Here is a 19,490-nt window from a genome sequence, read left to right as displayed (position 1 = left end):
ACCATGATCGACGGCAAGCGGGCCGATTCGGCCCGCCGCCGCGACCGCGTCCTAAAAGCCATCGAGGCCGCGGTGAAGTCCGGCGGGGACATCACCGTCTCCGGGCTCGCCCGCGCGGCCCGAGTCGACCGGACATTCCTCTACCGTCACCGCGACCTGCTTGAACGAGTCCACGTCGCTGCCAGCACACCCGTCGAGAATGGACGGATGGCGGCGGTCAGCCGGACCTCGCTCCAGGCCGACCTCGCGAACGCGCTGGAAGCCAACAAGCGCCTCACTGCACGGGTCCGACAGCTGGAGAAACGGCTCTCCTCCCAGCTCGGCGAAAGCGTCTGGGCCGAATCCGGCCTCGGAGCACCGGTCGACATCGACCAGCTCCAACGCCACATCAACCTCCTCGAGCAAGAGCTCACCAATAAGCAGAGTGAACTCGAAGAGCGGACGGAGGAGCTGGAGGCGGCCCGCGCCGCGAACCGGGAACTTACCCGGGCCCTGAACCAGCGAGGTTGATACCTCAGTCCGTGACACGGGCGTTTCGGCCCTGCCTGCCTGCCTCGCGGGCAGAGCCGTTCCACGTCAGCTGATGTCGAAGAGCTTGTCGAAATTGGAGATCGCCAAAATTTTCTTGACGTCCGAGCTGGCGTTGACGATCCGGATGTCGGAGTCGTCACCGCCCGCATGGTCCCGCAGCAGCAGAAGCATCCCGAGTGCAGACGAGTCGAGGTAGGTGGCTTTCTTCAGGTCGACGACGATGCTGTCCGGCTTGGTGTCGAGTCGCTCATACGACTCACGGAACTCCTGATGGCGACCGAAGTCGAAACGGCCCTCGACGCTGATGGTGAGCTTCCGGCCATCGTCACTGACCTCTGTGACCACGCTCATGTTGGGTTCTCCGTTCTCTAAGACGACCGACGTTGTGTCGGACCGTGAGGGTGAAGGGCGCGGCGGAGAATGACGCGGGTCCCGCCGCTTTCGGGAAAGATGAAGTCGACACTGTCCATGAGCTGGCGCATCAGGAAGATGCCCCGGCCGTGGGGACGACGCAGACTGCCGCCTGTGCGGGGGTCGGGGACGGCCGCAGGATCGAATCCGGGACCCGTTGTCGGTGACCGTTGCCACGATCCAGCCACCGTCCACCGCGAGCTCCAGCGTCGCAGCGACCTCACCTTCGCTACCCGCATGCAGCAGCGCGTTGAGAACGGCCTCAAAGACCGCGACACGGACATCGAACCGGACTTCCGACGTCGCGGACAACGGCGCCAGGAACTCATCGAGGCCGCACCCGACTGCGGAGAGGGCCGGATCACCAAGGAAAGACACCTTCAGAATCACGAGCAACATCGCCCTGTTCGAACAGGACCTCGCCGACAAGCGGGGCGAGCTCGGCGAACGGACGGAGGAACTGGATGCGGCACGGGCCAGGAACCGAGACGTCGGGGTTGAACACGCGGTTGACCCGCTCTTCAAGGTCCCCGGGTACCCCTTACCCATCAGCGGGGCAGTGCGCTCCATGATCCCACTTCGGCCTTTACCGAAGCAGTGCTGTAGCTGGATTACTGCGGCTTGCCCGAACCGAGCTCGGAGGCGGTCGGCAACTGCTTCGAAGCGGATCGCGCGGTCATCAACGAAATCCAAGGTCGGGCAGCCGCCCTCTGCTGCTACCAAAGGTTTCCGAAAACCCGAAACAGAATTACATAAGAAACTGCGCCCGAGAGGATGGCTGTTACAGTGAAAGAGATCAGACGAACACGCGCATACAGGCGAGCGTATGGACCTCTCGGCTTCGCGAGAACCTTGACCATCTCCTTAGCGGCAGATGACTCGGCCAGAGCGCAGACTTCTTCAGCAGAGCGCCGCCTGATTGACGCCACCCCATATGCACTGAGCACGGACTGCGTGAGTCGATATGACTGCATCAACAAAACGCCAACAGAATCGGCATTTAGGGCGTCCAAGGTCGTCGGAATCTTCTTCACTTGCTCGACCATAGCCAGCCAATCCAGTCCCCCGTCCGGTTCAGGAATATCCCCAATGGAAACGATGGCACCGACTGTCGGCCCCTCAGCACTAAGGAGCAGTGCGATGACGTGTTTGCGGGCCATGGAGTTCGCATTTCCCAGCAATTTGAGTACCGACCGCTGAGCGCCCCGTACACGCAGCGGGATCAGCTCACCCAAGCCGCGCCAGCCCTTGTTGAGCAAGGCGAACGGCTTCGACGCGTCAACCACCAGCATCAACCCCGGAACGTCCGCTCCGGCGAGCTTGGGTAGCTGTGGATAACGGTCATCCTTCGAGAGGAGGGCGAAGGCAGGCCCCAGGTTGTCGCAGACACCGCCGTCAACGAGGGTGAGGTCGCCGCGGATCCACAGAGCCCGGGCACAGAACATCGCCACAGCGCCGCCGTACACGAGCAGGAGCGCCGCCAGGAAGAAGTCGGCCCAGCCCGCGTCGAGAGGACCGAAAATGCGCAGAATCACGCCAGCCGCTGCTGTTGAGAGCCCGATCGCAGCCCCGAACCCCACCAACCAGCGCCGTCCTACATGGTGACGCCTAGGCTGATCGGGCGGGGTGCCGTCGGAGAGTCCCAGCTCGGCACGCTGAAACACAACCGGCCGGAAGCCGGGAAAGCAAGCAGAAGCTGCGACTACGTCTGCGACAAAGACGTTCGGGTCCCGACCTACCTCAGTTGGAGTGAGTACGCGACCCGGCGTGAAATACACGTGGGACCCCGTGCTGAGGTCAGTCGCGCAGAAAATCCTCCGCGTCTCCTCGTCCGCCGCAATTTCAGCTAGCGTAGTTCCGTGACTTGAGCCTGAAGCGCCACGTGCATGCCATAGGAGTGTCTCGACTGCCCGCTGCACGGCGTACCAGCTGGCAGAAAATGCGTTGAGCGAAGTGGTCCCGTATCTGGTGCACCAAATGATTGCAAAGAGCATCAACAGGCCAAATACGGCGAATTGCGGCTCGGGGGGAGTGCGCCACCCGGGATACAGGAAGGCCACCAACAGCATGACTGTGAGCCCCTGAGGGACCTTCTTCGCGAGGCTAATTAGGTTTTCAGTGGGAATCTCCTGGGTCTGTACGAGACCAGCCAGAAGGCGGACGCGTCGCCCCATGGGATCGGGGTCTTCATCGCTGGGCTCCGCGAACCCCCCAACTGTGACTGCCGACGCGATGCTGCCGCCAGACACCGAACTCACGGAAGTCACGCAGGTTCGCAGTGAAGAGTCGGCCACGGCAAGCATCGCGCCTGCCGCGAAGATCGTGGCCCTGTAGCCACCCCCTGATAGTGACAGAGCGATGCGTGCTGGCGCACCGCTACTTCCGCCAGCAGATGGCTCGCTTCTGATGGTGCTCACACCATCAGATTGGCCGAGGACTCGCTGCAAGCACCCGGGAACACAAGCCCGGTTCCCCCAATTAGCAGCAGGTGCTCACTCGCACCGGGGTCTGTCCCGGCCCCGATGAGTACAGCGGGGGTGAGGACCTGCCCCGCCGTGCATGAAGCCATCGGAATGCTCCTAGCTGAAGCAGCCTGGCAGTGGACGGTCCCGCCAGCCTTCATCACTCAAACCAGCGATAGCACCACACCTGTTGCGCTAGGTACGGTGGATGGAACCGGCGCTGAGCTGCACCGACCTGCTGTACCCGAACTCACCCAACGGTCCGAGCCCGAGAGAAGGGATCGCGATCCGGCGGATCTGGCCCGGATGATCAGGACGAGGGCGCTTGCTCTGTACGGCCTGCCCGTGGTGATCGGGGTGGGCCCGAACTGGACGATCGCGGCCATGGCGTCCTGTGAGCCGGGACGAGGCGGTGTGCGTGCGGTCGGTTCTGACCCCGAGGCGGTGGCGGCGTTCCTCCACCCGCGGCCGGTCGGTGAACTCCACGGGATCGGCCGCGCCCAGGAGCAGACGCTGACGACGTACGGCGTGCACACGATCGGGCTGCTGGCGAACCTGCCGGAGGTGACAGTGCAGCGGGTGCTGGGCGGGAAGGCGGGCCGGCTGCTGAGCGAGCGGGCCCGCGGCATCGACCGGCGGCGCGTGGTGCCGGCCGAACTGCCCCACAGCGCGGCCGCGCAGCGCCGCTTCCCCACCGACACCCTGGGCCCGGAACTGGTGCGGTCCGCGCTGCTGTCGCTGGCGGTCGAGCTCGGCGAGCGGCTGCGCAGCCGCCGGCAGTCGGCCAGGGCCGTGACGCTGACCGTGACCTTCGCCGACCGCACCCAGATCCACCGCAGCCGCCAGCTGCCCGGCGGCCCGTCCGCGCACACCGACGATCTGCGCGATGTGGCATACGAGATGCACCAGACGCTGGGGCTGCAGCGGGCCCGGGTACGGGCCGTGGCCCTGCGCTGCGAGCAGCTCGTGGACGCCGCCGGGGTCGCTGAGCAGCTCTCCTTCGATCCCGTCCGGGAGCACCGGCTGCGCGCCGAGCAGGCCGTAGACGCGCTCAACTCCCGCTTCGGCTCCGGAACCGTGGGCCCCGCGGCGAGCTATCTGAGAGCCGGCTGAACCTCTCAGACCTTGGGGCGCTTGGATCCCTTGCGGCCGTCGGCGAGTTGCTCGAGGAGCTCGGCCGGCTCCGGGCGGATGCTGCTGCCGAGGTAGCGGATGCCCTCGCCTTCCGGAGGCGTGCCGGTGTCCTTGCCGATCGGGTGGCGCCGGCTTGTCGCGGTGCGCCATCCGTACCGCTCGTCCCACACCAGCGCCGGCGAACTCTGGCCGGTCGTGAGCGGGACGGCGGCGGCCAGGTGCTCGTCGGTGAGCTGGCGCACCTCGACCTGGACCGGCTCGGCGGCGCCGGCCTCGGTCAGGGCGTCGGCCACCTTCTGCAGGTAGGGGCGTGCTCGGCGGGTTCGCAGCTCGGCCTCGGCGATCGCCACGGCGCCGCGGTGGGTGACGGTGGGGTAGCCGAGGCGCTCGGCGGCGTCGAGCGGGGTGAGCTGGGGCTCGGCCTCGACCGAGTCGGCGATGCGCCGGCCGCGGACCTGCGCGAGGCCGGCCTGGGCGGTGGGGAACTTGGCGACGCCCAGGGTGTCGGCGACTTCGGTGACGGTGATCGCGGGGTTGTCGTCGAGCAGCTCGGCGATCCGCGGCAGGATCTGATCGCGCGGGATCATGTCGCCGCTGCCGGTGCGGCGTCCGCCGCCGGCGCCGCGGCCGGGGCGGGATTCCTTGAACTGGCGCACGACGCGGCGCGGCCAGTGCTCTGTGCCGTTCTCCTTCGGGACCAGGACGACGTGTTCGGTCAGCTTCGGGTCGCTCTTGTACTTGTTCCAGCTGGCCGGCGAGACGCCGACCTCGGCTGCGGCCTCGTGGCGGTCCAGCAGGTCTTCGTCGTCATCGACGTCCGGCAGGGCGGGGACGGGTTCGCCAGCCCAGAAGGCCTTCGTCTGCTCGCTGTCCCACAGCTTGGCCCGCGCGTCGGGCGAGCTGATGGGGGCGGGGTGCCCCTCCTGCTCGTACGGCTTGGTGTTGCGGAAGGTGCCCAGCGGCTTGCCGACAGCGGCAGCCAGGTCGGCCATCGTCTGCACGTACTTGAGGCGTCCGGCGCGAATCATCTTCTTCGTATCTCCATCAGGGGGCGGGCGGGGCGCCGGTGTCAGCGCCCCGCCGGAGCGGGCGATTCAGGTGGTTGAGGGGTCCGGCAGGCAGTTCGGCAGGCACGGCTCGCCGGGCTCGGCGCCGCATCCGTCGCAGCTGCGGGCGGCGGCGTCGATGAACCGCTGGAGGAAGGTGAGGGCGCCGGCAGCGTGGGTGAGCGGGACCAGGGCGGTGGCGGCGGTGATGACGTACAGGGCGTGCGGGGCGCGGCCGGTGGCGCGGACGCGGATACCGGCGGTGTCGCCGGGGCCCGAGGCGAGGTCCGGCAGGACGAGGCCGTCGGGGTGCCACTGCACGATGACGTTGGCGTCGGCCAGGTCGCGGGCGAGCTCAGCGAGTTCGGCGGACGCGGCCGCGGCGCTGGCCGGCCAGGCCAGCTGCGCGCTGTCGAAGGCGGCGCGCTCGGCGGCGTCGACGACGCCGGGGGCTTGGAGCTCCTGGACGTGGTGGTCGGCATCTCGCCGGGCGAGGTAGACGGGCATGAGCTGCTCCTTGCGTGAGGTGTGTTCGGTGCCGGCGTGCTGCCACGACACACCAGCGAGACAACAATAACCCCTTTGCGTCATCCTCGGCAAGGAAGGAAGGACGTACCGAATGTGGTGACGGGCCGATACACTCGCTAACGAGACCGCCTCTCGGGTTCTCCCGCGGAGTGTGTGTTTTCGGTTGGCCGGCGCCCTTGCCACCCGCTTCGGCGGATTGGGCGTCGGCCTTTTGCGTGCCCTCGAGGCACCGAGCCGCCCCTGCCGGCCTCCACACCCCGCGCCACACCCAGCGACGTGACGCTTACATGTTATAGTTGTTTAGTCGGGTCTGGCGGCTGGCCAGCACACGAAGACATGTACGCAGAGCACGACTTGCGGATCAGCAGGGAGACGCTCGTGGCCGCCCAGGAGAAACGGTGAGAGATAGGGACGTCGTATCGCCGCGCTCATCCGGGACGCCGGTGCACTGCGCGGCCTGGAAACAGCCCGGGCGCTGCGCGCCGAGATCCGCGGCACCGGCATCACCGCGGCCGAAGCCGTCCTCGAACTGGCCCTCGCCTTCCATTACGCCGTCCAGGGCGAGGAGGACAAGGTTCGCCTCGTCATCAACCGGCTGCGCCAACTCGCCGGGACAGGCGACTACGCCTACTACGCCGACATCGCCCACTTCATGGCCGGCCTCCGCCTGCCCGACGGCTCCTCCGCCCACTGGCTCGACGGCCTTGAGACGGTCCGCGCCCGGTGGCTGCAGCTCGTCCAGACCCGCCGAACGCACCTCCGCACCGACCGGTAACCAGTTAAAGGGTCAGGGCGTCAGATCCAGGACACGAACCGGCTCACCGATCCACCGGTCGGGCGCGGTGGTGGCGATGATCGCGCCATCGGGACGGTCCGGAGTCGGCTGGGCTACGTACTGGCAGTGTGCCGCCGCCCAGGTGTCATGCCGCGCCACAGCCAAAGCGGCCGGAAGGTCCAAGTCGAGCACCGTGATGCCCGGCAGTGCGGCCAGGTGTTCCGCCGTGCCGGGCCGGGCCCGATCGGCTTCCACGAGCGCGCACGCGGGGGCGTACAGGTACCAGTCGGCCTGGGCGTGGGCACGGTGGATGAGGCGCGAGGCGAGAACGTTGCCCTGGCCGGCCGCGGCCATCGCGGTGTCGTCCAGGACGATGTGCATGGCATCGCTCACCGGGCGGCCGCCTGGGCCAGTCGGCGGTCCAGCTCGCTGTCGAGGTCCTGCTCCTCAGCGGGGGTAGGCGCGTAGCCGTTCCACTGTTCCAACGCGGCCTTGGCCTGCTCGGCCCGGGCGGCACGCTCGTCCGGGGTGAGCAGGGTTTCGGCGAGCCGGGCCAGGTAGGCGCGCAGCGACATGCCCTCCGCCGCAGCTATGGCGGCGAGCCGGTCGCGGGCTTCTTCGGGAATGCGGACATTGGCGTCAGGCATCATCGGGCTCCCTCCACACAGGCAGGGTACGGGTACGTACCCGTACCCATGGTATTGCGGGGCGCTGGATTCAGTCATCAGGCTGTTGTGTGGCTGAAACCAGTGCAATGCTGCACCAACGGCGATCCCCGATTTGAGGCCGCCGCCCTGGCTCCCCAGGTCACCTTGGCGCGGGCCGCGTCGCCCCTCCCGGCCTCCCCACGGGAGGGCCGACGCCCGTCCGCGTCCCTTCGGCGGTGACGCGTGGACGGCCTCACTGTGAACGCCCGCCGCGCAGGGCCCCGCAGCCGGCGCTCACCACCTGATCGTTCCGCTGGCCTCAACGGTCCGGCCTCGCCCGCTGACCGGTCCTGCCGGAGTTCTTCCCCTATCAGGTGCGATGCGTGTTCGGCGAAGGAGCGGTGTGAACTACAACGTCACGGTGTTCACCGCCGTCGGACTGGCGGATCAAAGCAGAACGTGTCACTGGCCGCGTTCGTAACGGACTACGGTCTGGGCCAGGTGTTCTTTCAGCTCGTTCACCCACCCCTTCCTGTTCGCTTCCCCCAGCGTCAGAGAGGCGCCGTCGAGGCCGACAGCTTTCGGTTCCAGCGAGGAGATGTACTGATCGGGCTCCGTACTCTGGAAGTCCAGCCACACCTGCACGGCGGTGGCGTTCTCCACAAGCAGGATCGGCGAGTCGTACCACTGCCCGTTCTGCGGGTGCGTGCTCTGTCGGGAAACCAGGAGCCAGCAGCGCTGCCGCTCGGCCTCGGTGTAGCGGTGGCCGCCAGGACCGCGGTACCGACCAAAGGTGGAACGGCGCATCCTGGCGTAGGTTCCGCTCCCGTAGGGAACCAGCCTCCGGACTGCCTCGGCCAGTAGCTCGGCGGCTTCCTTACGTTCCCGATCCTGCCGGTCAGCTTCCTGCCGTTGATGGGTGTCCATCCACTCGGCCCTACGCCGGGCGGCAGCTATCGCATCATCGAGGCCCATAACGCAGAGGGTATCGGTGACCACCGACAGTCGTGATCAGCCCGAGGAGACCGCCGTGGTCAACTCCGTGTCTGGAGGACGCGCCACAGGGCGAGGCCGTCGATGACCTGGCCGCCCGCAGTAGCCATGGGGACCGTCTTGTCGCTGCTCTCCCAATTTGCGCGCCGACCGTAGGCACGGTGACGACCTTGAAGGGAATGCGGGTGCGGCGCCCGGCCGCGGGCTGCACCACCACCACGGCGATCTTCTGATTCGGCGCGAGAGGCTCCGGGCCGAACGCACGGTGGTCATGCTCGCCGGGCAGCGCCTTGCGTACGCGGACCGACATGCCCGGGTGCCTGTCGAACCACCCGCGATCGGCCTCGGCGACCCGATGCCCCGCCTCCATAATCCTGCGCGAAGGGCCGCCGGACGCGGCTACGCCGTGGCCTGCCGCGTACACGGTCTGCCCCTCCCACACCGGGGTGGTCCGGTTCTGGTTCTTCTTCTTTTTCCTCGTACGGCTCACAGCCACGTCAAAGCTCCTGTCCCGGGCCCGATCCGGCCCGTCTGGTGCTGCTCAACGAGGTACAGCGGTCTGCGAGATGGCACGCTGCGCCATGCGGGGGACACGTCAGTGACCAGCCGCGCATCGAGGTGTTGAACCTGTATGCCGCCCTCGCGCTCTCGCCGCCGGCCGCCCGCCGCAACCCGCCCGCACGCCCCGTTGACTGGCGAGTTCGCGGGCTGGGCGGTGGTCAGCACGACTGGCTCGCGGCCATCGCACCATCTTCGGAAGTCCACACAACCTCCGATGATCACGCGGTGGCCGTCTCCGTATCGGCCCTTGCCGCCAGTTGGTGCCAGGCATGGGTGCATCCGTCGGCGCAGAACCGCTCCCGGCGGCGCTTGTCAGCCACCCCAAGCAGCGCGACCAACAGCCGAAACGCCTTCACACGCTCGTCCTGCGGGAGATTGATGATCTTTGTCAGCTGACCGGCCAACTGCCCACGCGTGATCAGCACCGCCGGGGTATGCGTCGGCCGGATACCGGCGAGCCGCACACTCTCGGGCCCGTCCTCCTCCGTCGCGCGCGCTTGGATGCAGTGCCCGCCCAGATCCCGGAGGACCTCGAACTGGCCCTCGGTGGTCAGGGCTTCGAACCAGTCGACGCCCTGCCCGATTGGGCGCAGCCCCTGCGCGAGCTCGTTCAACATGACCGTGCGCTCCTCCATCCGCCAGCCTCCCCGATTCGGCTGAGGCTAGTAGCCCCCGGAGGGCCATCGAACCAGATCGCGAAGTATGACTGGAGTACTAGGAGGCGCGCTTCTTCCGGGGTGCCGTCTTCTTCGCCGGGGTCTTCGTGGTTCTCTTGGCAGCCTGCTTCTTCGCTGCCGTCTTCTTCGAGGCCCGTTTCGGCATGTCGTGCACGGTGGCATCCTCACCCCGGGACGCTCGGGCCTTCTCCACGGAGGCGTTGAGGGCGGCCATGAGGTCCACGACCTCACCGGTTGGCTCACCCGCGGCCGTGGGTTGCTCTGGCTTACGCCCGTCGACCTTCGCGTGGATGACCTCCTCGAGCGCCTGACGGTACTCGTCGTGGAACTGGGTAAGGTCGTCGGTCGTCATGGCGTCGATGAGGGCGACCGCGCCGTCAATCTCGCTGTCGCCGATGTCCACCGCGCCCGGCGCGAGCTCGGACGGGTCACGGATCTCGTCCGGCCACCTCATCGAATGCAAAACGATCGCCCCTTTTTGGACCCGTAGGAGGCCCAGGCGCTCCCGCCCATGCCACGCATACTTGGCGATCGCGACTTTCGTTGCCCGCTCCAGGGCCTGCTGTAGAAGGCGGTATGGCTTGGCCGCCACCTGACCGTCGGCGGCCAAGTAGTAGCTGTCGGAGATGCGGATGGGGTCGATGCTGTCAGCTGGCACGAACGCGACCACCTCGATCGCTTTCGCGGTCGGCAGCGGCATGGTCTGGAGCTCGGCGTCCGAGATGGGGATGACCTTGTCCTTGCCCAGCTCGTAGCCCTTTCCGATTTCGTCCTGGGACAGCTCTTTGCCGTCGAGCTCGCACACCTTGCGGTAGCGGATGCGGCCCATGTCCTCAAGGTGGACCTGCTTGAAGCTGATGCTGTGGTCCTCGGTCGCGCTCAGGACCTTGCAGGGGATGGTCACGAGACCGAACGAGATCGCGCCGCTCCAGACGGGCCGTGGCATCGGGCACCTCCCAGGACGCCCCCCTGGGTGGACGACCAGCGTAAGACGGCGCGACATGTTGCGCGAGAACAAGCACTCAGCTGGTCGCTGGTGGACCGGAGCGAGCGGCGGCAGTGCCGCGACGCGCCTGTGCCCTCGCTCCAGAGCGCGGGAGGCGAGGGCACGTGGCGGGGCTGATTCTTTGGGTATCACTCATGCGGGCCGGGAGGTTCACCGGATGAACGTTCCGGCACCCGAGCTGAACATACGGACCGGATGCATACCTGTCGGTCGTCCGCCGGTCGTCCCATACCGGTCAGCGACTTCCAGCGCCCCCAGCAACGACGGCCTGCCGGGCGGGCTAGGCCAGGGTCCGGCACAGCTGGGTGGCAACGCCCTTGTACTGGATGCAAATCTTCGTGTTCTTGGGGAACTGCGGGCCGGTGTGCCCGTCCTTGCCCCAGGAGACCTCGTTGAAGTCGCCGACGGCCCTGCCCTTGGTCCAGCTCTGGCCAGTCCGCATCGGCTTGCCGGGCTTCTGGTAGAGCCAGCGGGCGTAGTAGCCGCGGCCCTTCTTCACTGACCCCTTGGACGCGTACACCCAGCCCACACCGCGCTGGTTCGAGCCCTTCTTGTACCAGTACTTCACCACGATGCCGTAGCCACATCCAGGCGTGCAGGCGTTCGTGCGCTTGTCGACGAAGGAGGCGGCCGACACCGGGGCCACCGTCGTGGAGACTGCCACGGCGACCGCCGCCGCGAGCAACAACCCCTTCTCGGTACGTCCCGCCATTGCGCTCATGCAGCCTCCCTGGTCGATCGGCAGTGGCCTTGATAAACGAGGGCGCACGGCTGACGGGCGCCGAGACGGCACATCAGCACCCTCACGGGTGACCAGGCGGGGGGCAGGGCGCGTCCCCCATCCCAGGTAATCGAACAGGCGTATGATTCGGTCATGGCTGAAACTGCATTCCCCGAAGACCTGCGTGCGGCGCAGACCCGCCTTCACCAGGCCACTGCCGAGCTGGCCGCCCTGTGTGACCGGCTTCCGTGGAGTGTGGAGCCGATGCCGGGCTGGCCGGGAACGAAGCACCCGCACACCGACGAGGTCGCCGGCGGCCGGGAGGCCAGCCCCGGCTGGACCGAGGAGGAGAAGGAAGCCGTCGCCCGGCTCCGTAAGCGGTGCCTGGAGCTGTCCCTGGCGGTCAGCGGCCACCCCTTCTGGGCAGAGGTCGAGACGGAGAAACGTGCCCAGGCTCGCACGGAGCTGAAGCAGGTCACACGGGCGCCAACCACGCTGGCCCCTGATATCACCGAAGCCGCCTGACGGCCCGCCCCCTCGTACGACGAATCCGACAGGACCGACGCCGTGTCCGACCCGCTGCCACCGCCGTATCCACCGGACGACGATCGGTTGGCCGACATCGAGACGTACCTGACCGTGCAGCTCATGTACGTCCGGCAGGCGCGCGCAGCCGAAGCCCGCCGGCGCGAGATCCAGCAGCGGACCGCTCCCCCGCCTCCGCCGCCGTACCGGATCCAGCGCGGCCTGGACGCCTCCCGCACCCCGGTGGCAGTCCACGTCGGCACGTGCGCGCTCGCCGGCAAAGGTGCGGCAGGGGCCTCAGAGCAGATGGCTCGGCGGGCCCTGGCCGACTCGGTCGAGGCCTGCGCGGTGTGCAGGCCAGACACTGAGCTCGGCATGATCGAAGGGTAGAGCGCGCCTCCTGGGCAAGGAGGGAGCTCCGCGCTCAGACCAGCGATGTCAGCCAGGCGGCGGCGTCGCACCCGGTGCAGGCTTCGGCCTGTCGGCCGAGGCCTCGGTAGATGCGCAGCTTCTCCAGCGCCACGCCGGCGCCGGTATGGCCACGCAGTCAGATCGGTGTCGGCACGATGCAAGAGATCGAAGGCGGAAGTACGCGGGTTCGCGGACTCCTGGAGGGGGCAACCGCTGAACCCTCGCGTCGTCACCGGGCTGGTTCCACCTTCCATCCCATTTCCTCGCAGTAGAGGCGGGCCCCGGCAGTGCACACCGTGCTCATCGCGCCCCGTTGCCGGTGGGCAGTGCAGTCGTTGGGCTGTTTGAGTGATGCGCGACAGCGGGGTGGGGATACAGATGCTTTCGAACGGCGGTCGCAGGGCCCGGTCATTCGCGCAGCGGCCGGACCGGCGGGGTGGTGCTGGCGCGGCGGATACCGGCTTCATGGCGCGACCGGGCTGGCCGGGTGTGCGGGAGCACAGAGGGTGCGCTGGACAGGACCTGAAACGAGGCCGCCGGCAGACGGTGCCACTGCCTTGCGTCGGCGCATGATGCGGTCCGAGGCCCGGGGCGCGGCTGGTGAGGGCAAGCTGGCAGTCGTTTCAGGTGGTTCTGGTGGGATCGGGCGTGAGATCGCCCGGGCTGTGGCACGCAGGGGCTATCGCACCGTGCTGATTGCCCGCCGGGAGGAGGAACTGCGGTGCGTGGTGCAGGAGCTGGGTCGGTGGGCACCGAGTACCGCGGTGGCAGTGGACCTTTCCTCCCGGCGTGACTTGGGTGACCTTTCCGAGTTGCTTCGCGAGCTGGGGGCGGTGGATGTTCTGGTGAACTGCGCGGGGCACGGGCTGTATAAGCCGTTCCTGGAATGCACACCCGAAGAGCTGCACGGTCTGATGCTCGTGCACTACTTCGCGGCTGCTGCGCTGGTTCATGCGGTGCTGCCGTCGATGCTTGCTCGCGGGGGTGGTCACGTCATCAACATCGGGTCCATGTCGGCGAAGATGGGCCCATGGGGACATAGCGGGTACGCGGCCGCGAAGGCGGCCCTGGCGTCGCTGACGGAGACCCTTGCTGCCGAGCACCAAGGCAGCGGGGTGCATTTCAGCATCGTTCACCCTGGTCTGGTGGACACGCCGTTCTTCGCTCACCCGCCGCTGGACAGGCTGCGCGAGCGGTTTGAACGACGCCTGGTGGCGCCGGAACGGGTGGCCCGGGCGGTGACCGCTTTGCTCGACCGCCCGCGCCTGCAGGTGTGCGTTCCCCGTGCCTACCGCGTCACCGACGTGCTCGCAGCAGTCAGCCCCGCCCTCTTGCACCACCTGGTGGCTCGCTCCAGCCGCCCAACGCCTCGTCCTGCCCGTCGGCCGTAGGGGCGGCAGGATGGGCGCGCTTGCGTGCCAGTACCCGGTAGGTGTTGCTCCGGTCGACCAGACGGGCCGCCAGAGCGCACAGTGAGTCGAAGGCAACGGCTGCCGGCATGGCCAGTGCGGCTCCGACCATCAGCGCTGGCCACGCACCCCACCGGCGCCACGGGGACGGTTCTGGCTTCCACGGAGCGCGGGGGTTGGCTTGTATGCAAGTGAAGAACAGCAGGCTGGCCAGCTCCGCTCCCCACATGTGGGCGGCCCCGCGTTGCACCGCCACGACCTCGAAATCGCGTGCTTCCAGCGCGTGGATGAGGTTCCGGTCGGGGATCAAGTGCTGGTGCTGCGGCTGATTCCACAGCAGGAGCTGGTGACGCCCCAGCCGGCGTGCCACCGGCCATTGCGGATCGGGTACCTCGATCAGCAGGTGCCCGCCCGCTTCCAGCACCCGCGCCGCGGCGTCGAGCTCGGCGTACGGGTCGCGGGTGTGCTCCAGATAGTGGTGCATGCTCACCACGTCGTAACGTCCCGCCAGCTCACCGGCCAGGTCGGTGAAACGTCCGCGATGTGCCTGGTCGAGCCAGCCTCGTTCGACTCCCCGCTCGATGCCGTCCCCCTGGTCCAGCCCGTCGAAGACTGCGTGCGGCCAGCGGGACCGGGCGGAGTCACAAAAGTGGCCATGGCCTGCCCCGACGTCCAGCCACGCCGTCGGCTCGACACCGTGGGCCGCACACAGGCCTACCCGGCCGCGATAGGCCCCAAGAAGGCGCCGAAAGTTGAAGTCCCACAACGCCTCGCCGTGGCCGTCGTAGAAGTCGCGGTAGTAGAAGTCCAGGCCCTCTTGCGTCAGCCGGGGATTCTGAAAGACGTGACCGCACCCTTGGCACTCCTCAAGCGTGAACCGCCCGGGCTTTGCCTGCAGGCGGTCGCTTGTGGACAGCAGCACGGCCAGCGCGGTGGAGCCACACCAGGGACAGTCCGCCCGGCGCGGTTCGGTGAACCGCGCCACCCCGGCGGCCATCTCCCGCGCATACCAGGCCCGATCACTGGCCAGAGAGCGCTCGCCCGCACTGGGCGGCATGCTCGCGTCGGCGGAGCCGTGGCGGGGGTCTGCTGGAGACGCGGGACTTTCGACGGGCAGACCCTCGATGCTGTACGGGGCCTTAGGGTTGCCGCTCGGGGCCATGTCAGCCCGGCTTTCGAGCCAGCAGCCGATAGGCGTTGCCTCGGTTGCCCAGCCGGGCGGCAAGCACGACAAGAGCGTCAAAGGCGAGAGCGGCCGGCATCGCCAGTGCCGCTGCAGCCACCATGGCCGGCCACGCTGCCCGTCGCGCCGGGGAGGCCTTGGGCTGCCACGGCGCATCAGGGTCGGCCTTCACGCAGCCGAAGAACACCAGAGGCGACAGCTCGCTGAACCATTGGTGGGCCGAGCCCCGCTCTTGGCCCAGTACCACCAGGCCCCGGTCGGTGAGCGCCTTGGCAAGATTCTCCGCAGGGATCAGATGCTGGTGCTGTGGCTGGCACCACACGGGCAGGCACCGGCCTCGCATCAGCCGGGCCATGGGCCATTGCGGATCCGGCAGCTCCAGAAGCAGATGGCCGCCGGGCGCCAGTGCCCGCAGCGCGGCTTCAAGTTCGGCCTGCGGATCCCGTGTGTGCTCCAGGTAGTTGTGCATGCTCACGACGTCGTACTGCTGCGGCAGCTCCCCGGCCAGGTCGGCGAACCGGCCACGCAGCGCTCGATCCAGCCAGCCCAGCCGCACCCCCCGATCGATCCCAGCGCCCTGGTCCAGCCCGTGGAAGACAGCGTCCGGCCAGCGCCGGCGGGCGTAGCCGCAGAAGTGACCGTAGCCGGACCCCACGTCAAGCCATGCCGTGGGCACAACACCGTGGGCTTCACACAACCGGGCCCGACCGCGGTAACTCGCCTTCAACGACCGGAATCCGAATGCCAGCAGCCTCTCGCCGTGGCCGTCGTAGAAGTCGCGATAGTAGAAGTCCAGACCGTCCTGCGTCAGCCGGGGATTCTGGAAGATATGCCCGCAGCCGCGACACCGCTCCAGACTGAACCGGCCAGGCTTCCCCTGAAAGTGGTCCGCCGTCTGCAACATCGCGACCAGCGCCTCCGAGCCGCACCATGGGCAGTCGGCTCGCCTCGGCTCCCAGAACCGCTCCACCCCAGCGGCCAGCTGCCGCGCATACCAACTCCGAGAATCAGCCGGAATCTCTCGCACAACGGGCGTCCTGCCCATACCGGATGACTTCACACAATGATTCACCAGACCGTGGAACACCGACAGCTTCCCGTTGACTCGGTGTGCGACAGCTGGCCCGGTGGCCACTCCGCCCGCACCTCCGGCCTGGCGCCAGCAGAGTCAGCCCACTGGTTCGAGGCCCGGGCCGCGCGGCAGTGTGCGGACGATCGAGGCGAGCGCGACGGGCAGCGGTGGCCGCAGAGGCTGGGGGGTGTTCATCGGCCGAGCATCACCAACGCTGGGCGTCGGGCGGGTGGTCCGTCCCCGGCGCGTTGCCGCCAGTGACCGTTCTTTACGCCGTAAAGACCAGGAGGGCAGCCCGCCCGCCGCCTCGCCGTGACGCGGCCGGTTCCCAGGCTCTGCGGTGGATCCGGCCGGGTACCTTCGAGTCGCGACGGGCGTGCACCGCGCACGTGCCGGTTGCTTGTCCCCCCGGCTGACAGGTCACCTCCTCTTGATGGCGATGGCCCCGCAGGCTGCCAGGACGGCCGCCACGGATCCGCCGGCCTGGATGGGCGCTGCGAGCTTCGGATGCCTGATAGCTGAGGTAGACCGCGCCTGCCACGAGCACCAGGCCGACGAGGAGGGTGAGCAGCAGCAGGTAGACACGCACGTCCTGATGCTGGTCGTCGCAGCGCGGGGTGTTGGGGTCGGTAGCCATGGGTTCCTTCACTTCGGATCGGGGCGTGCCCGGGCGGCATGCGGTGCCGGAGCATGGACTGCTCCCGTCGCTTGCGTCGCGGGGTGGGAGCGAGACAGCAGGAGGCGCCGGCTTTCTTCGCTGAGGCGCGGTCAGCACAGTGGCGGGGGTGGGGGTTAAGGGCGCAAGCCTCGACGACGCCCGTCACTCTGGTCAGCACTCAGGCCCCATTCAAGGGCTGTGGCCTGCGGTTTCGCGGCCAACGGCTCTTGAGTAGGGCCTGTCTCGCTGCTGGGTGCGGGAGCCGACTTCTCTCGTCTCCTCCTTTGTTTTTATGGGGTGCTGGCGCCCGTATGTGACGCTCCGAGGTCGCCAACTGGGCACCGGTCCCAGACTCGGTGCCGGCTGCTCCGACGGGCACGGCCGGGCGCCAAAAGGCGCTGCAGAGGGTGTACTCGCTGCGCTCGGCGTCGTACTGCTTGCCGGTGCCGTGGCACCTGGTGCAGTCGGCGGCGTGCCGGTCGTCGTCCTCGCCGCGCAGGCAGGCGACGGGCTCGGCGTGGACGGGGATGCCGTCGTTCTGCCAGATGACCGGCTCGATGACCCAGCCCGATCCGCGGCAGCCGCCCGGGCAGTTCGGCGGGTGCGGGTCGTCGTCCTCGGTGTGCTGCTGGTACTGGCCGCGCAGCCAGGTGCGCGCGGCTTCGGCCGGCAGCGGCATCAGCCAGTCGGCGCGGCGCAGGGCGTTCGCGGCGGTCGCGGCCTGGGCGGCGGGGCGGGCGGCGGTGACGATCGCCTCCGCCCTCCTACCGGGCGCCGGCCGGAGGGTTAGCGGCGCGTACACGCCGAAGCCGGCGGTGCCGCCGGTACGGGGCGGGGTGATCCGCCCGTACCGGTGAGCGGCTGGCCGCCGTCCGCTCGGCGGGTGAGGCGGCCATCGGTTACCCGACCTGGCGCTGCGCGGGGACGGCCGCTTTGCGGTGCCGGTTGTTCCATGTGTCCATGACGTCCTTGGGGATGGAGCCGACCTGCGAGACGGCCATCCCCTGGGCGCGGGCCCAGGCCCGGATCTCGTTGCGCTGGCGCTTGCCGTCCGGGCACTGGCCGCTGGCGCCGGCGGTCGGCTTCGTCGCCTTGCCGCCGTTCTCCAGGTGCCGCAGCTTGGCCTGGGCCTTGGTCAGGGTCTGGGTGGCCTCGGCGACTTCCTGCTCGGCCTTCTCGATGGCGGCCGCGTCGCGCTGGAGCTGCTGGAGTTCGTTCAGGCCGGCGCGGGTGCGGACGGCAAGGTTGCGGATGCAAGCGGTATGGCTGTTCTCGCCCCAGGCCAGGGCGCCCAGGGCGCGCGCCAGCTGCGGGTCGACGTCCGGGATCTGGGATGCGCTGGCCTTGCGGTGGGCCTGGGTGAGTCCCTCGGTCTCGGCGATGGCGGCGATCTCGCCCGTGGTCACGTCGGGCAGCTGCGCGCGGATGTCGTCGACGGTGGCGCCGTTGTTGAGCATGTCGACGATGGCGGCACGGTACGCGTCGTTCACTTCGGCTCCTTCGGGACGGTGGTGGCGAATTCGCGGCGCAGCTTGGAGCGCCGGGTGCGGGTTGTGCCGGCCCAGATGGCGTTGCCGGCGTCGGTGGGGTGGTCGATGGCCCAGGCCAGGCACGCCTCGCGTGTGGCGAGGGGGCAGCGGCGGCAGGCCAGTTGAGCAGCGGCTCGGTCGTTGGAGTCGTCGCTGGTCCACCAGTCGGGGTCGGTGTCGGGGGCCTGGCAGGGCTCGGCGCCGGTGAAGCGGGGGAAGGGGGCGAGGCGGCCGCTCACGACGGGGTTCCGATCGGGCGGACCACGTGCATGTCGCCGTCGCGGTCGGCGTGGGTGTGGGCTCCGTCGCCGAGGCCGGCGGCCAGGTGGTCGGCGATGCGGGCGTTGTCGTGCCTGCTGGCGGAGACGGTCTGAAGCAAGGCGGCCGGGCGGCCGGCGCACTGGCGGCAGGCGGTCACGTTCTGGCGAGGCGGGGCGGTGGTCATGACTTCCGCTCCCCCTGCGGCCGGACGTTGCCGATGCCGCCCACGGTCGGCAGCAGGTGCTCGAACGGCTCCCAGGCCTCGAGCCAGTACATGTCCAAGACGTCGATGTGCAGTTCGTCGCCCTGGTCGACGTCACCCAGCTTGGTGTCCTGGCGGAGCAGGGCCGCCTGGTCGCTCTCCGCCGGGTCGCTGTCGATGTCCAGGTAGGTGACGAAGACGCTGGCAGGGGTGCGCTCCAGGATGTACAGCCGCCGGGCGGGGGCCTCTTCGAGGTCGACGTCGTCGCGGCGGACCCACATCTGGCGGGTAGCGGCCAGGACGGCCGGGTCGCCGGCGTCGGCCGCGTCGGTGATCCGCTGGTAGGCGCCCGCGCGGTCGAGCTGCTCGCGGTCGACGAGGTCTTGGACGGCGGCGGTGAGGTGGTCGCCCAGGGCCTGGGCGCCGATGAGGTCGATGAGGGACTTCAGGGTGCTCATGCCAAGCCCGCCTTTCGGGAGGTGCGGGGGCGGGGGGTGTGGGCGTCGACGGCGGCCAGGAGCCGCTGGAGGGCGGAGCCGCGCCGGGTGCTGCGGTGGGTGGCGGGCATGCTGCAGTTCCAGCAGTCGGCCTCTTCGCCGGTCCAGGCGACGAAGCACTGCTCGCGCTCGCAGACGGAATCCGGGGTGGTGTTCAGGCGGGGGCTGCGGTGGGCGATGGCGCGCATGATGGCCGCGGCGGTGCCCTGCCGGCGGTGCGGTCGGATGGTCGGGGCGTGCATGATGGGGTT

26 protein-coding genes and 1 pseudogene are annotated in these 19,490 nt (G+C 68.7%); 6 read left to right on the top strand and 21 right to left on the bottom strand.

Annotation, left to right across the window (positions count from 1 at the left end):
- Positions 1 to 3 precede the first annotated feature (3 nt).
- Complete coding sequence (locus ABT360_RS14320; protein ID WP_351814871.1) at positions 4 to 510, top strand: DUF6262 family protein; 507 nt, start codon at positions 4 to 6, stop codon at positions 508 to 510.
- A 66-nt stretch (positions 511 to 576) separates the two neighbouring features.
- Here ABT360_RS14320 and ABT360_RS14315 read toward each other — a convergent pair whose 3' ends face one another.
- From ABT360_RS14315 to ABT360_RS14300, 4 genes and pseudogenes are all read right to left on the bottom strand, one after another.
- Positions 577 to 882 (bottom strand): STAS domain-containing protein, encoded by a 306-nt coding sequence (locus tag ABT360_RS14315; protein ID WP_351814915.1) that lies wholly within the window; start codon positions 880 to 882, stop codon positions 577 to 579.
- A gap of 17 nt (positions 883 to 899) precedes the next feature.
- On the bottom strand, positions 900 to 1,181 hold the full coding sequence (locus tag ABT360_RS14310) for an ATP-binding protein (RefSeq protein WP_351814913.1): 282 nt from the start codon (positions 1,179 to 1,181) through the stop codon (positions 900 to 902).
- Positions 1,111 to 1,341: pseudogene (locus ABT360_RS14305) on the bottom strand (hypothetical protein); the annotation flags it as partial. The gene ABT360_RS14310 and the pseudogene ABT360_RS14305, both read right to left, overlap by 71 nt.
- 317 nt (positions 1,342 to 1,658) lie before the next feature.
- Positions 1,659 to 2,477, bottom strand: coding sequence for a hypothetical protein (locus ABT360_RS14300; protein ID WP_351814869.1), 819 nt, complete (start codon positions 2,475 to 2,477; stop codon positions 1,659 to 1,661).
- Positions 2,478 to 3,710: 1,233 nt separating this feature from the next.
- On the opposite strand from ABT360_RS14300, the gene ABT360_RS14295 reads away from it, so the two are divergent.
- Positions 3,711 to 4,517 carry a DinB/UmuC family translesion DNA polymerase gene (locus ABT360_RS14295; protein WP_351814867.1) on the top strand — a complete coding sequence of 269 codons (807 nt, stop codon included), beginning with the start codon at positions 3,711 to 3,713 and terminating at the stop codon, positions 4,515 to 4,517.
- 5 nt (positions 4,518 to 4,522) lie between these two features.
- On the opposite strand, the gene ABT360_RS14290 is transcribed toward ABT360_RS14295, so the two are convergent.
- Together ABT360_RS14290 and ABT360_RS14285 are read right to left on the bottom strand one after the other, a co-directional pair.
- On the bottom strand, positions 4,523 to 5,566 hold the full coding sequence (locus ABT360_RS14290; RefSeq protein WP_351814865.1) for a DUF6292 family protein: 1,044 nt from the start codon (positions 5,564 to 5,566) through the stop codon (positions 4,523 to 4,525).
- A gap of 66 nt (positions 5,567 to 5,632) precedes the next feature.
- Positions 5,633 to 6,091 (bottom strand): hypothetical protein, encoded by a 459-nt coding sequence (locus tag ABT360_RS14285; protein WP_351814863.1) that lies wholly within the window; start codon positions 6,089 to 6,091, stop codon positions 5,633 to 5,635.
- A gap of 673 nt (positions 6,092 to 6,764) precedes the next feature.
- On the opposite strand from ABT360_RS14285, the gene ABT360_RS14280 reads away from it, so the two are divergent.
- Complete coding sequence (locus ABT360_RS14280; protein WP_351814861.1) at positions 6,765 to 6,887, top strand: hypothetical protein; 123 nt, start codon at positions 6,765 to 6,767, stop codon at positions 6,885 to 6,887.
- Positions 6,888 to 6,899: 12 nt separating this feature from the next.
- On the opposite strand, the gene ABT360_RS14275 is transcribed toward ABT360_RS14280, so the two are convergent.
- From ABT360_RS14275 to ABT360_RS14250, 6 genes are all read right to left on the bottom strand, one after another.
- Positions 6,900 to 7,268, bottom strand: coding sequence for a hypothetical protein (locus ABT360_RS14275; RefSeq protein ID WP_351814911.1), 369 nt, complete (start codon positions 7,266 to 7,268; stop codon positions 6,900 to 6,902).
- A gap of 8 nt (positions 7,269 to 7,276) precedes the next feature.
- Positions 7,277 to 7,534 (bottom strand): hypothetical protein, encoded by a 258-nt coding sequence (locus tag ABT360_RS14270; protein ID WP_351814860.1) that lies wholly within the window; start codon positions 7,532 to 7,534, stop codon positions 7,277 to 7,279.
- 462 nt (positions 7,535 to 7,996) lie between these two features.
- Entirely contained in the window at positions 7,997 to 8,509 is a 513-nt protein-coding gene (locus ABT360_RS14265) for a hypothetical protein (protein WP_351814859.1), read from the bottom strand.
- A 797-nt stretch (positions 8,510 to 9,306) separates the two neighbouring features.
- Positions 9,307 to 9,723, bottom strand: a complete 417-nt coding sequence (locus tag ABT360_RS14260) for a DUF5958 family protein (RefSeq protein ID WP_351814857.1) — start codon at positions 9,721 to 9,723, stop codon at positions 9,307 to 9,309.
- A 79-nt stretch (positions 9,724 to 9,802) separates the two neighbouring features.
- Positions 9,803 to 10,711 (bottom strand): non-homologous end joining protein Ku, encoded by a 909-nt coding sequence (gene ku / locus ABT360_RS14255; RefSeq protein ID WP_351814855.1) that lies wholly within the window; start codon positions 10,709 to 10,711, stop codon positions 9,803 to 9,805.
- A 340-nt stretch (positions 10,712 to 11,051) separates the two neighbouring features.
- Positions 11,052 to 11,492, bottom strand: coding sequence for a hypothetical protein (locus ABT360_RS14250; protein ID WP_351814853.1), 441 nt, complete (start codon positions 11,490 to 11,492; stop codon positions 11,052 to 11,054).
- Positions 11,493 to 11,645: 153 nt separating this feature from the next.
- Here ABT360_RS14250 and ABT360_RS14245 point away from each other — a divergent pair, with 153 nt between their 5' ends.
- The 3 genes from ABT360_RS14245 (at position 11,646) to ABT360_RS14235 (ending at position 13,819) form a co-directional block, all read left to right on the top strand.
- Positions 11,646 to 12,017: a hypothetical protein gene (locus ABT360_RS14245; RefSeq protein WP_351814852.1), complete on the top strand. Its 372-nt coding sequence runs from the start codon at positions 11,646 to 11,648 to the stop codon at positions 12,015 to 12,017.
- A gap of 42 nt (positions 12,018 to 12,059) precedes the next feature.
- Positions 12,060 to 12,407: a DUF6233 domain-containing protein gene (locus ABT360_RS14240; RefSeq protein ID WP_351814850.1), complete on the top strand. Its 348-nt coding sequence runs from the start codon at positions 12,060 to 12,062 to the stop codon at positions 12,405 to 12,407.
- Positions 12,408 to 12,997: 590 nt separating this feature from the next.
- Positions 12,998 to 13,819, top strand: a complete 822-nt coding sequence (locus tag ABT360_RS14235) for an SDR family NAD(P)-dependent oxidoreductase (protein ID WP_351814848.1) — start codon at positions 12,998 to 13,000, stop codon at positions 13,817 to 13,819.
- Here the strand turns inward: ABT360_RS14235 and ABT360_RS14230 are convergent.
- The 9 genes from ABT360_RS14230 to ABT360_RS14190 form a co-directional block, all read right to left on the bottom strand.
- Positions 13,746 to 14,834, bottom strand: a complete 1,089-nt coding sequence (locus ABT360_RS14230; RefSeq protein ID WP_351814846.1) for a class I SAM-dependent methyltransferase — start codon at positions 14,832 to 14,834, stop codon at positions 13,746 to 13,748. The genes ABT360_RS14235 and ABT360_RS14230 overlap by 74 nt on opposite strands.
- 166 nt (positions 14,835 to 15,000) lie before the next feature.
- On the bottom strand, positions 15,001 to 15,924 hold the full coding sequence (locus tag ABT360_RS14225) for a class I SAM-dependent methyltransferase (RefSeq protein ID WP_351814844.1): 924 nt from the start codon (positions 15,922 to 15,924) through the stop codon (positions 15,001 to 15,003).
- 436 nt (positions 15,925 to 16,360) lie between these two features.
- Positions 16,361 to 16,729 (bottom strand): hypothetical protein, encoded by a 369-nt coding sequence (locus tag ABT360_RS14220; RefSeq protein ID WP_351814842.1) that lies wholly within the window; start codon positions 16,727 to 16,729, stop codon positions 16,361 to 16,363.
- 199 nt (positions 16,730 to 16,928) lie between these two features.
- A complete protein-coding gene (locus ABT360_RS14215) occupies positions 16,929 to 17,552 on the bottom strand; it encodes a hypothetical protein (protein ID WP_351814840.1) in 624 nt (207 codons plus the stop codon).
- Positions 17,553 to 17,649: 97 nt separating this feature from the next.
- Entirely contained in the window at positions 17,650 to 18,240 is a 591-nt protein-coding gene (locus tag ABT360_RS14210) for an Lsr2 family DNA-binding protein (protein WP_351814838.1), read from the bottom strand.
- Positions 18,237 to 18,518, bottom strand: a complete 282-nt coding sequence (locus ABT360_RS14205) for a WhiB family transcriptional regulator (protein ID WP_351814836.1) — start codon at positions 18,516 to 18,518, stop codon at positions 18,237 to 18,239. The genes ABT360_RS14210 and ABT360_RS14205 overlap by 4 nt, the downstream gene beginning before the upstream one ends.
- The gene (locus ABT360_RS14200) at positions 18,515 to 18,724 is read right to left on the bottom strand and encodes a hypothetical protein (RefSeq protein ID WP_351814834.1); all 210 of its coding nucleotides are present in this window, start codon (positions 18,722 to 18,724) and stop codon (positions 18,515 to 18,517) included. The genes ABT360_RS14205 and ABT360_RS14200 overlap by 4 nt, the downstream gene beginning before the upstream one ends.
- Positions 18,721 to 19,200, bottom strand: a complete 480-nt coding sequence (locus ABT360_RS14195; RefSeq protein WP_351814832.1) for a hypothetical protein — start codon at positions 19,198 to 19,200, stop codon at positions 18,721 to 18,723. The genes ABT360_RS14200 and ABT360_RS14195 overlap by 4 nt, the downstream gene beginning before the upstream one ends.
- Positions 19,197 to 19,481 carry a hypothetical protein gene (locus tag ABT360_RS14190; RefSeq protein WP_351814830.1) on the bottom strand — a complete coding sequence of 95 codons (285 nt, stop codon included), beginning with the start codon at positions 19,479 to 19,481 and terminating at the stop codon, positions 19,197 to 19,199. The genes ABT360_RS14195 and ABT360_RS14190 overlap by 4 nt, the downstream gene beginning before the upstream one ends.
- Positions 19,482 to 19,490 lie beyond the last annotated feature (9 nt).

This window comes from Streptomyces sp. NPDC000229, assembly GCF_040300825.1.
GTDB lineage: Bacteria > Actinomycetota > Actinomycetes > Streptomycetales > Streptomycetaceae > Streptomyces.
Note: the sequence above shows the minus strand (reverse complement) of the source record. Positions and strands in the feature narration are given on the sequence as shown.

What these genes read in the sequence shown, in the direction of transcription:
- ABT360_RS14320 (WP_351814871.1), top strand. Translation starts at nt 4, where the DNA reads ATGATCGACGGCAAGCGGGCCGATTCGGCCCGCCGCCGCGACCGCGTC.
- ABT360_RS14315 (WP_351814915.1), bottom strand. Translation starts at nt 882, where the DNA reads ATGAGCGTGGTCACAGAGGTCAGTGACGATGGCCGGAAGCTCACCATC.
- ABT360_RS14310 (WP_351814913.1), bottom strand. Translation starts at nt 1,181, where the DNA reads ATGCGGGTAGCGAAGGTGAGGTCGCTGCGACGCTGGAGCTCGCGGTGG.
- ABT360_RS14295 (WP_351814867.1), top strand. Translation starts at nt 3,711, where the DNA reads ATGATCAGGACGAGGGCGCTTGCTCTGTACGGCCTGCCCGTGGTGATC.
- ABT360_RS14290 (WP_351814865.1), bottom strand. Translation starts at nt 5,566, where the DNA reads ATGATTCGCGCCGGACGCCTCAAGTACGTGCAGACGATGGCCGACCTG.
- ABT360_RS14285 (WP_351814863.1), bottom strand. Translation starts at nt 6,091, where the DNA reads ATGCCCGTCTACCTCGCCCGGCGAGATGCCGACCACCACGTCCAGGAG.
- ABT360_RS14280 (WP_351814861.1), top strand. Translation starts at nt 6,765, where the DNA reads ATGGCCGGCCTCCGCCTGCCCGACGGCTCCTCCGCCCACTGGCTCGAC.
- ABT360_RS14275 (WP_351814911.1), bottom strand. Translation starts at nt 7,268, where the DNA reads ATGCACATCGTCCTGGACGACACCGCGATGGCCGCGGCCGGCCAGGGC.
- ABT360_RS14270 (WP_351814860.1), bottom strand. Translation starts at nt 7,534, where the DNA reads ATGCCTGACGCCAATGTCCGCATTCCCGAAGAAGCCCGCGACCGGCTC.
- ABT360_RS14265 (WP_351814859.1), bottom strand. Translation starts at nt 8,509, where the DNA reads ATGGGCCTCGATGATGCGATAGCTGCCGCCCGGCGTAGGGCCGAGTGG.
- ABT360_RS14260 (WP_351814857.1), bottom strand. Translation starts at nt 9,723, where the DNA reads ATGGAGGAGCGCACGGTCATGTTGAACGAGCTCGCGCAGGGGCTGCGC.
- ku (WP_351814855.1), bottom strand. Translation starts at nt 10,711, where the DNA reads ATGCCACGGCCCGTCTGGAGCGGCGCGATCTCGTTCGGTCTCGTGACC.
- ABT360_RS14250 (WP_351814853.1), bottom strand. Translation starts at nt 11,492, where the DNA reads ATGAGCGCAATGGCGGGACGTACCGAGAAGGGGTTGTTGCTCGCGGCG.
- ABT360_RS14245 (WP_351814852.1), top strand. Translation starts at nt 11,646, where the DNA reads ATGGCTGAAACTGCATTCCCCGAAGACCTGCGTGCGGCGCAGACCCGC.
- ABT360_RS14235 (WP_351814848.1), top strand. Translation starts at nt 12,998, where the DNA reads ATGATGCGGTCCGAGGCCCGGGGCGCGGCTGGTGAGGGCAAGCTGGCA.
- ABT360_RS14230 (WP_351814846.1), bottom strand. Translation starts at nt 14,834, where the DNA reads ATGGCCGCCGGGGTGGCGCGGTTCACCGAACCGCGCCGGGCGGACTGT.
- ABT360_RS14225 (WP_351814844.1), bottom strand. Translation starts at nt 15,924, where the DNA reads ATGTTGCAGACGGCGGACCACTTTCAGGGGAAGCCTGGCCGGTTCAGT.
- ABT360_RS14220 (WP_351814842.1), bottom strand. Translation starts at nt 16,729, where the DNA reads ATGGCTACCGACCCCAACACCCCGCGCTGCGACGACCAGCATCAGGAC.
- ABT360_RS14200 (WP_351814834.1), bottom strand. Translation starts at nt 18,724, where the DNA reads ATGACCACCGCCCCGCCTCGCCAGAACGTGACCGCCTGCCGCCAGTGC.
- ABT360_RS14195 (WP_351814832.1), bottom strand. Translation starts at nt 19,200, where the DNA reads ATGAGCACCCTGAAGTCCCTCATCGACCTCATCGGCGCCCAGGCCCTG.
- ABT360_RS14190 (WP_351814830.1), bottom strand. Translation starts at nt 19,481, where the DNA reads ATGCACGCCCCGACCATCCGACCGCACCGCCGGCAGGGCACCGCCGCG.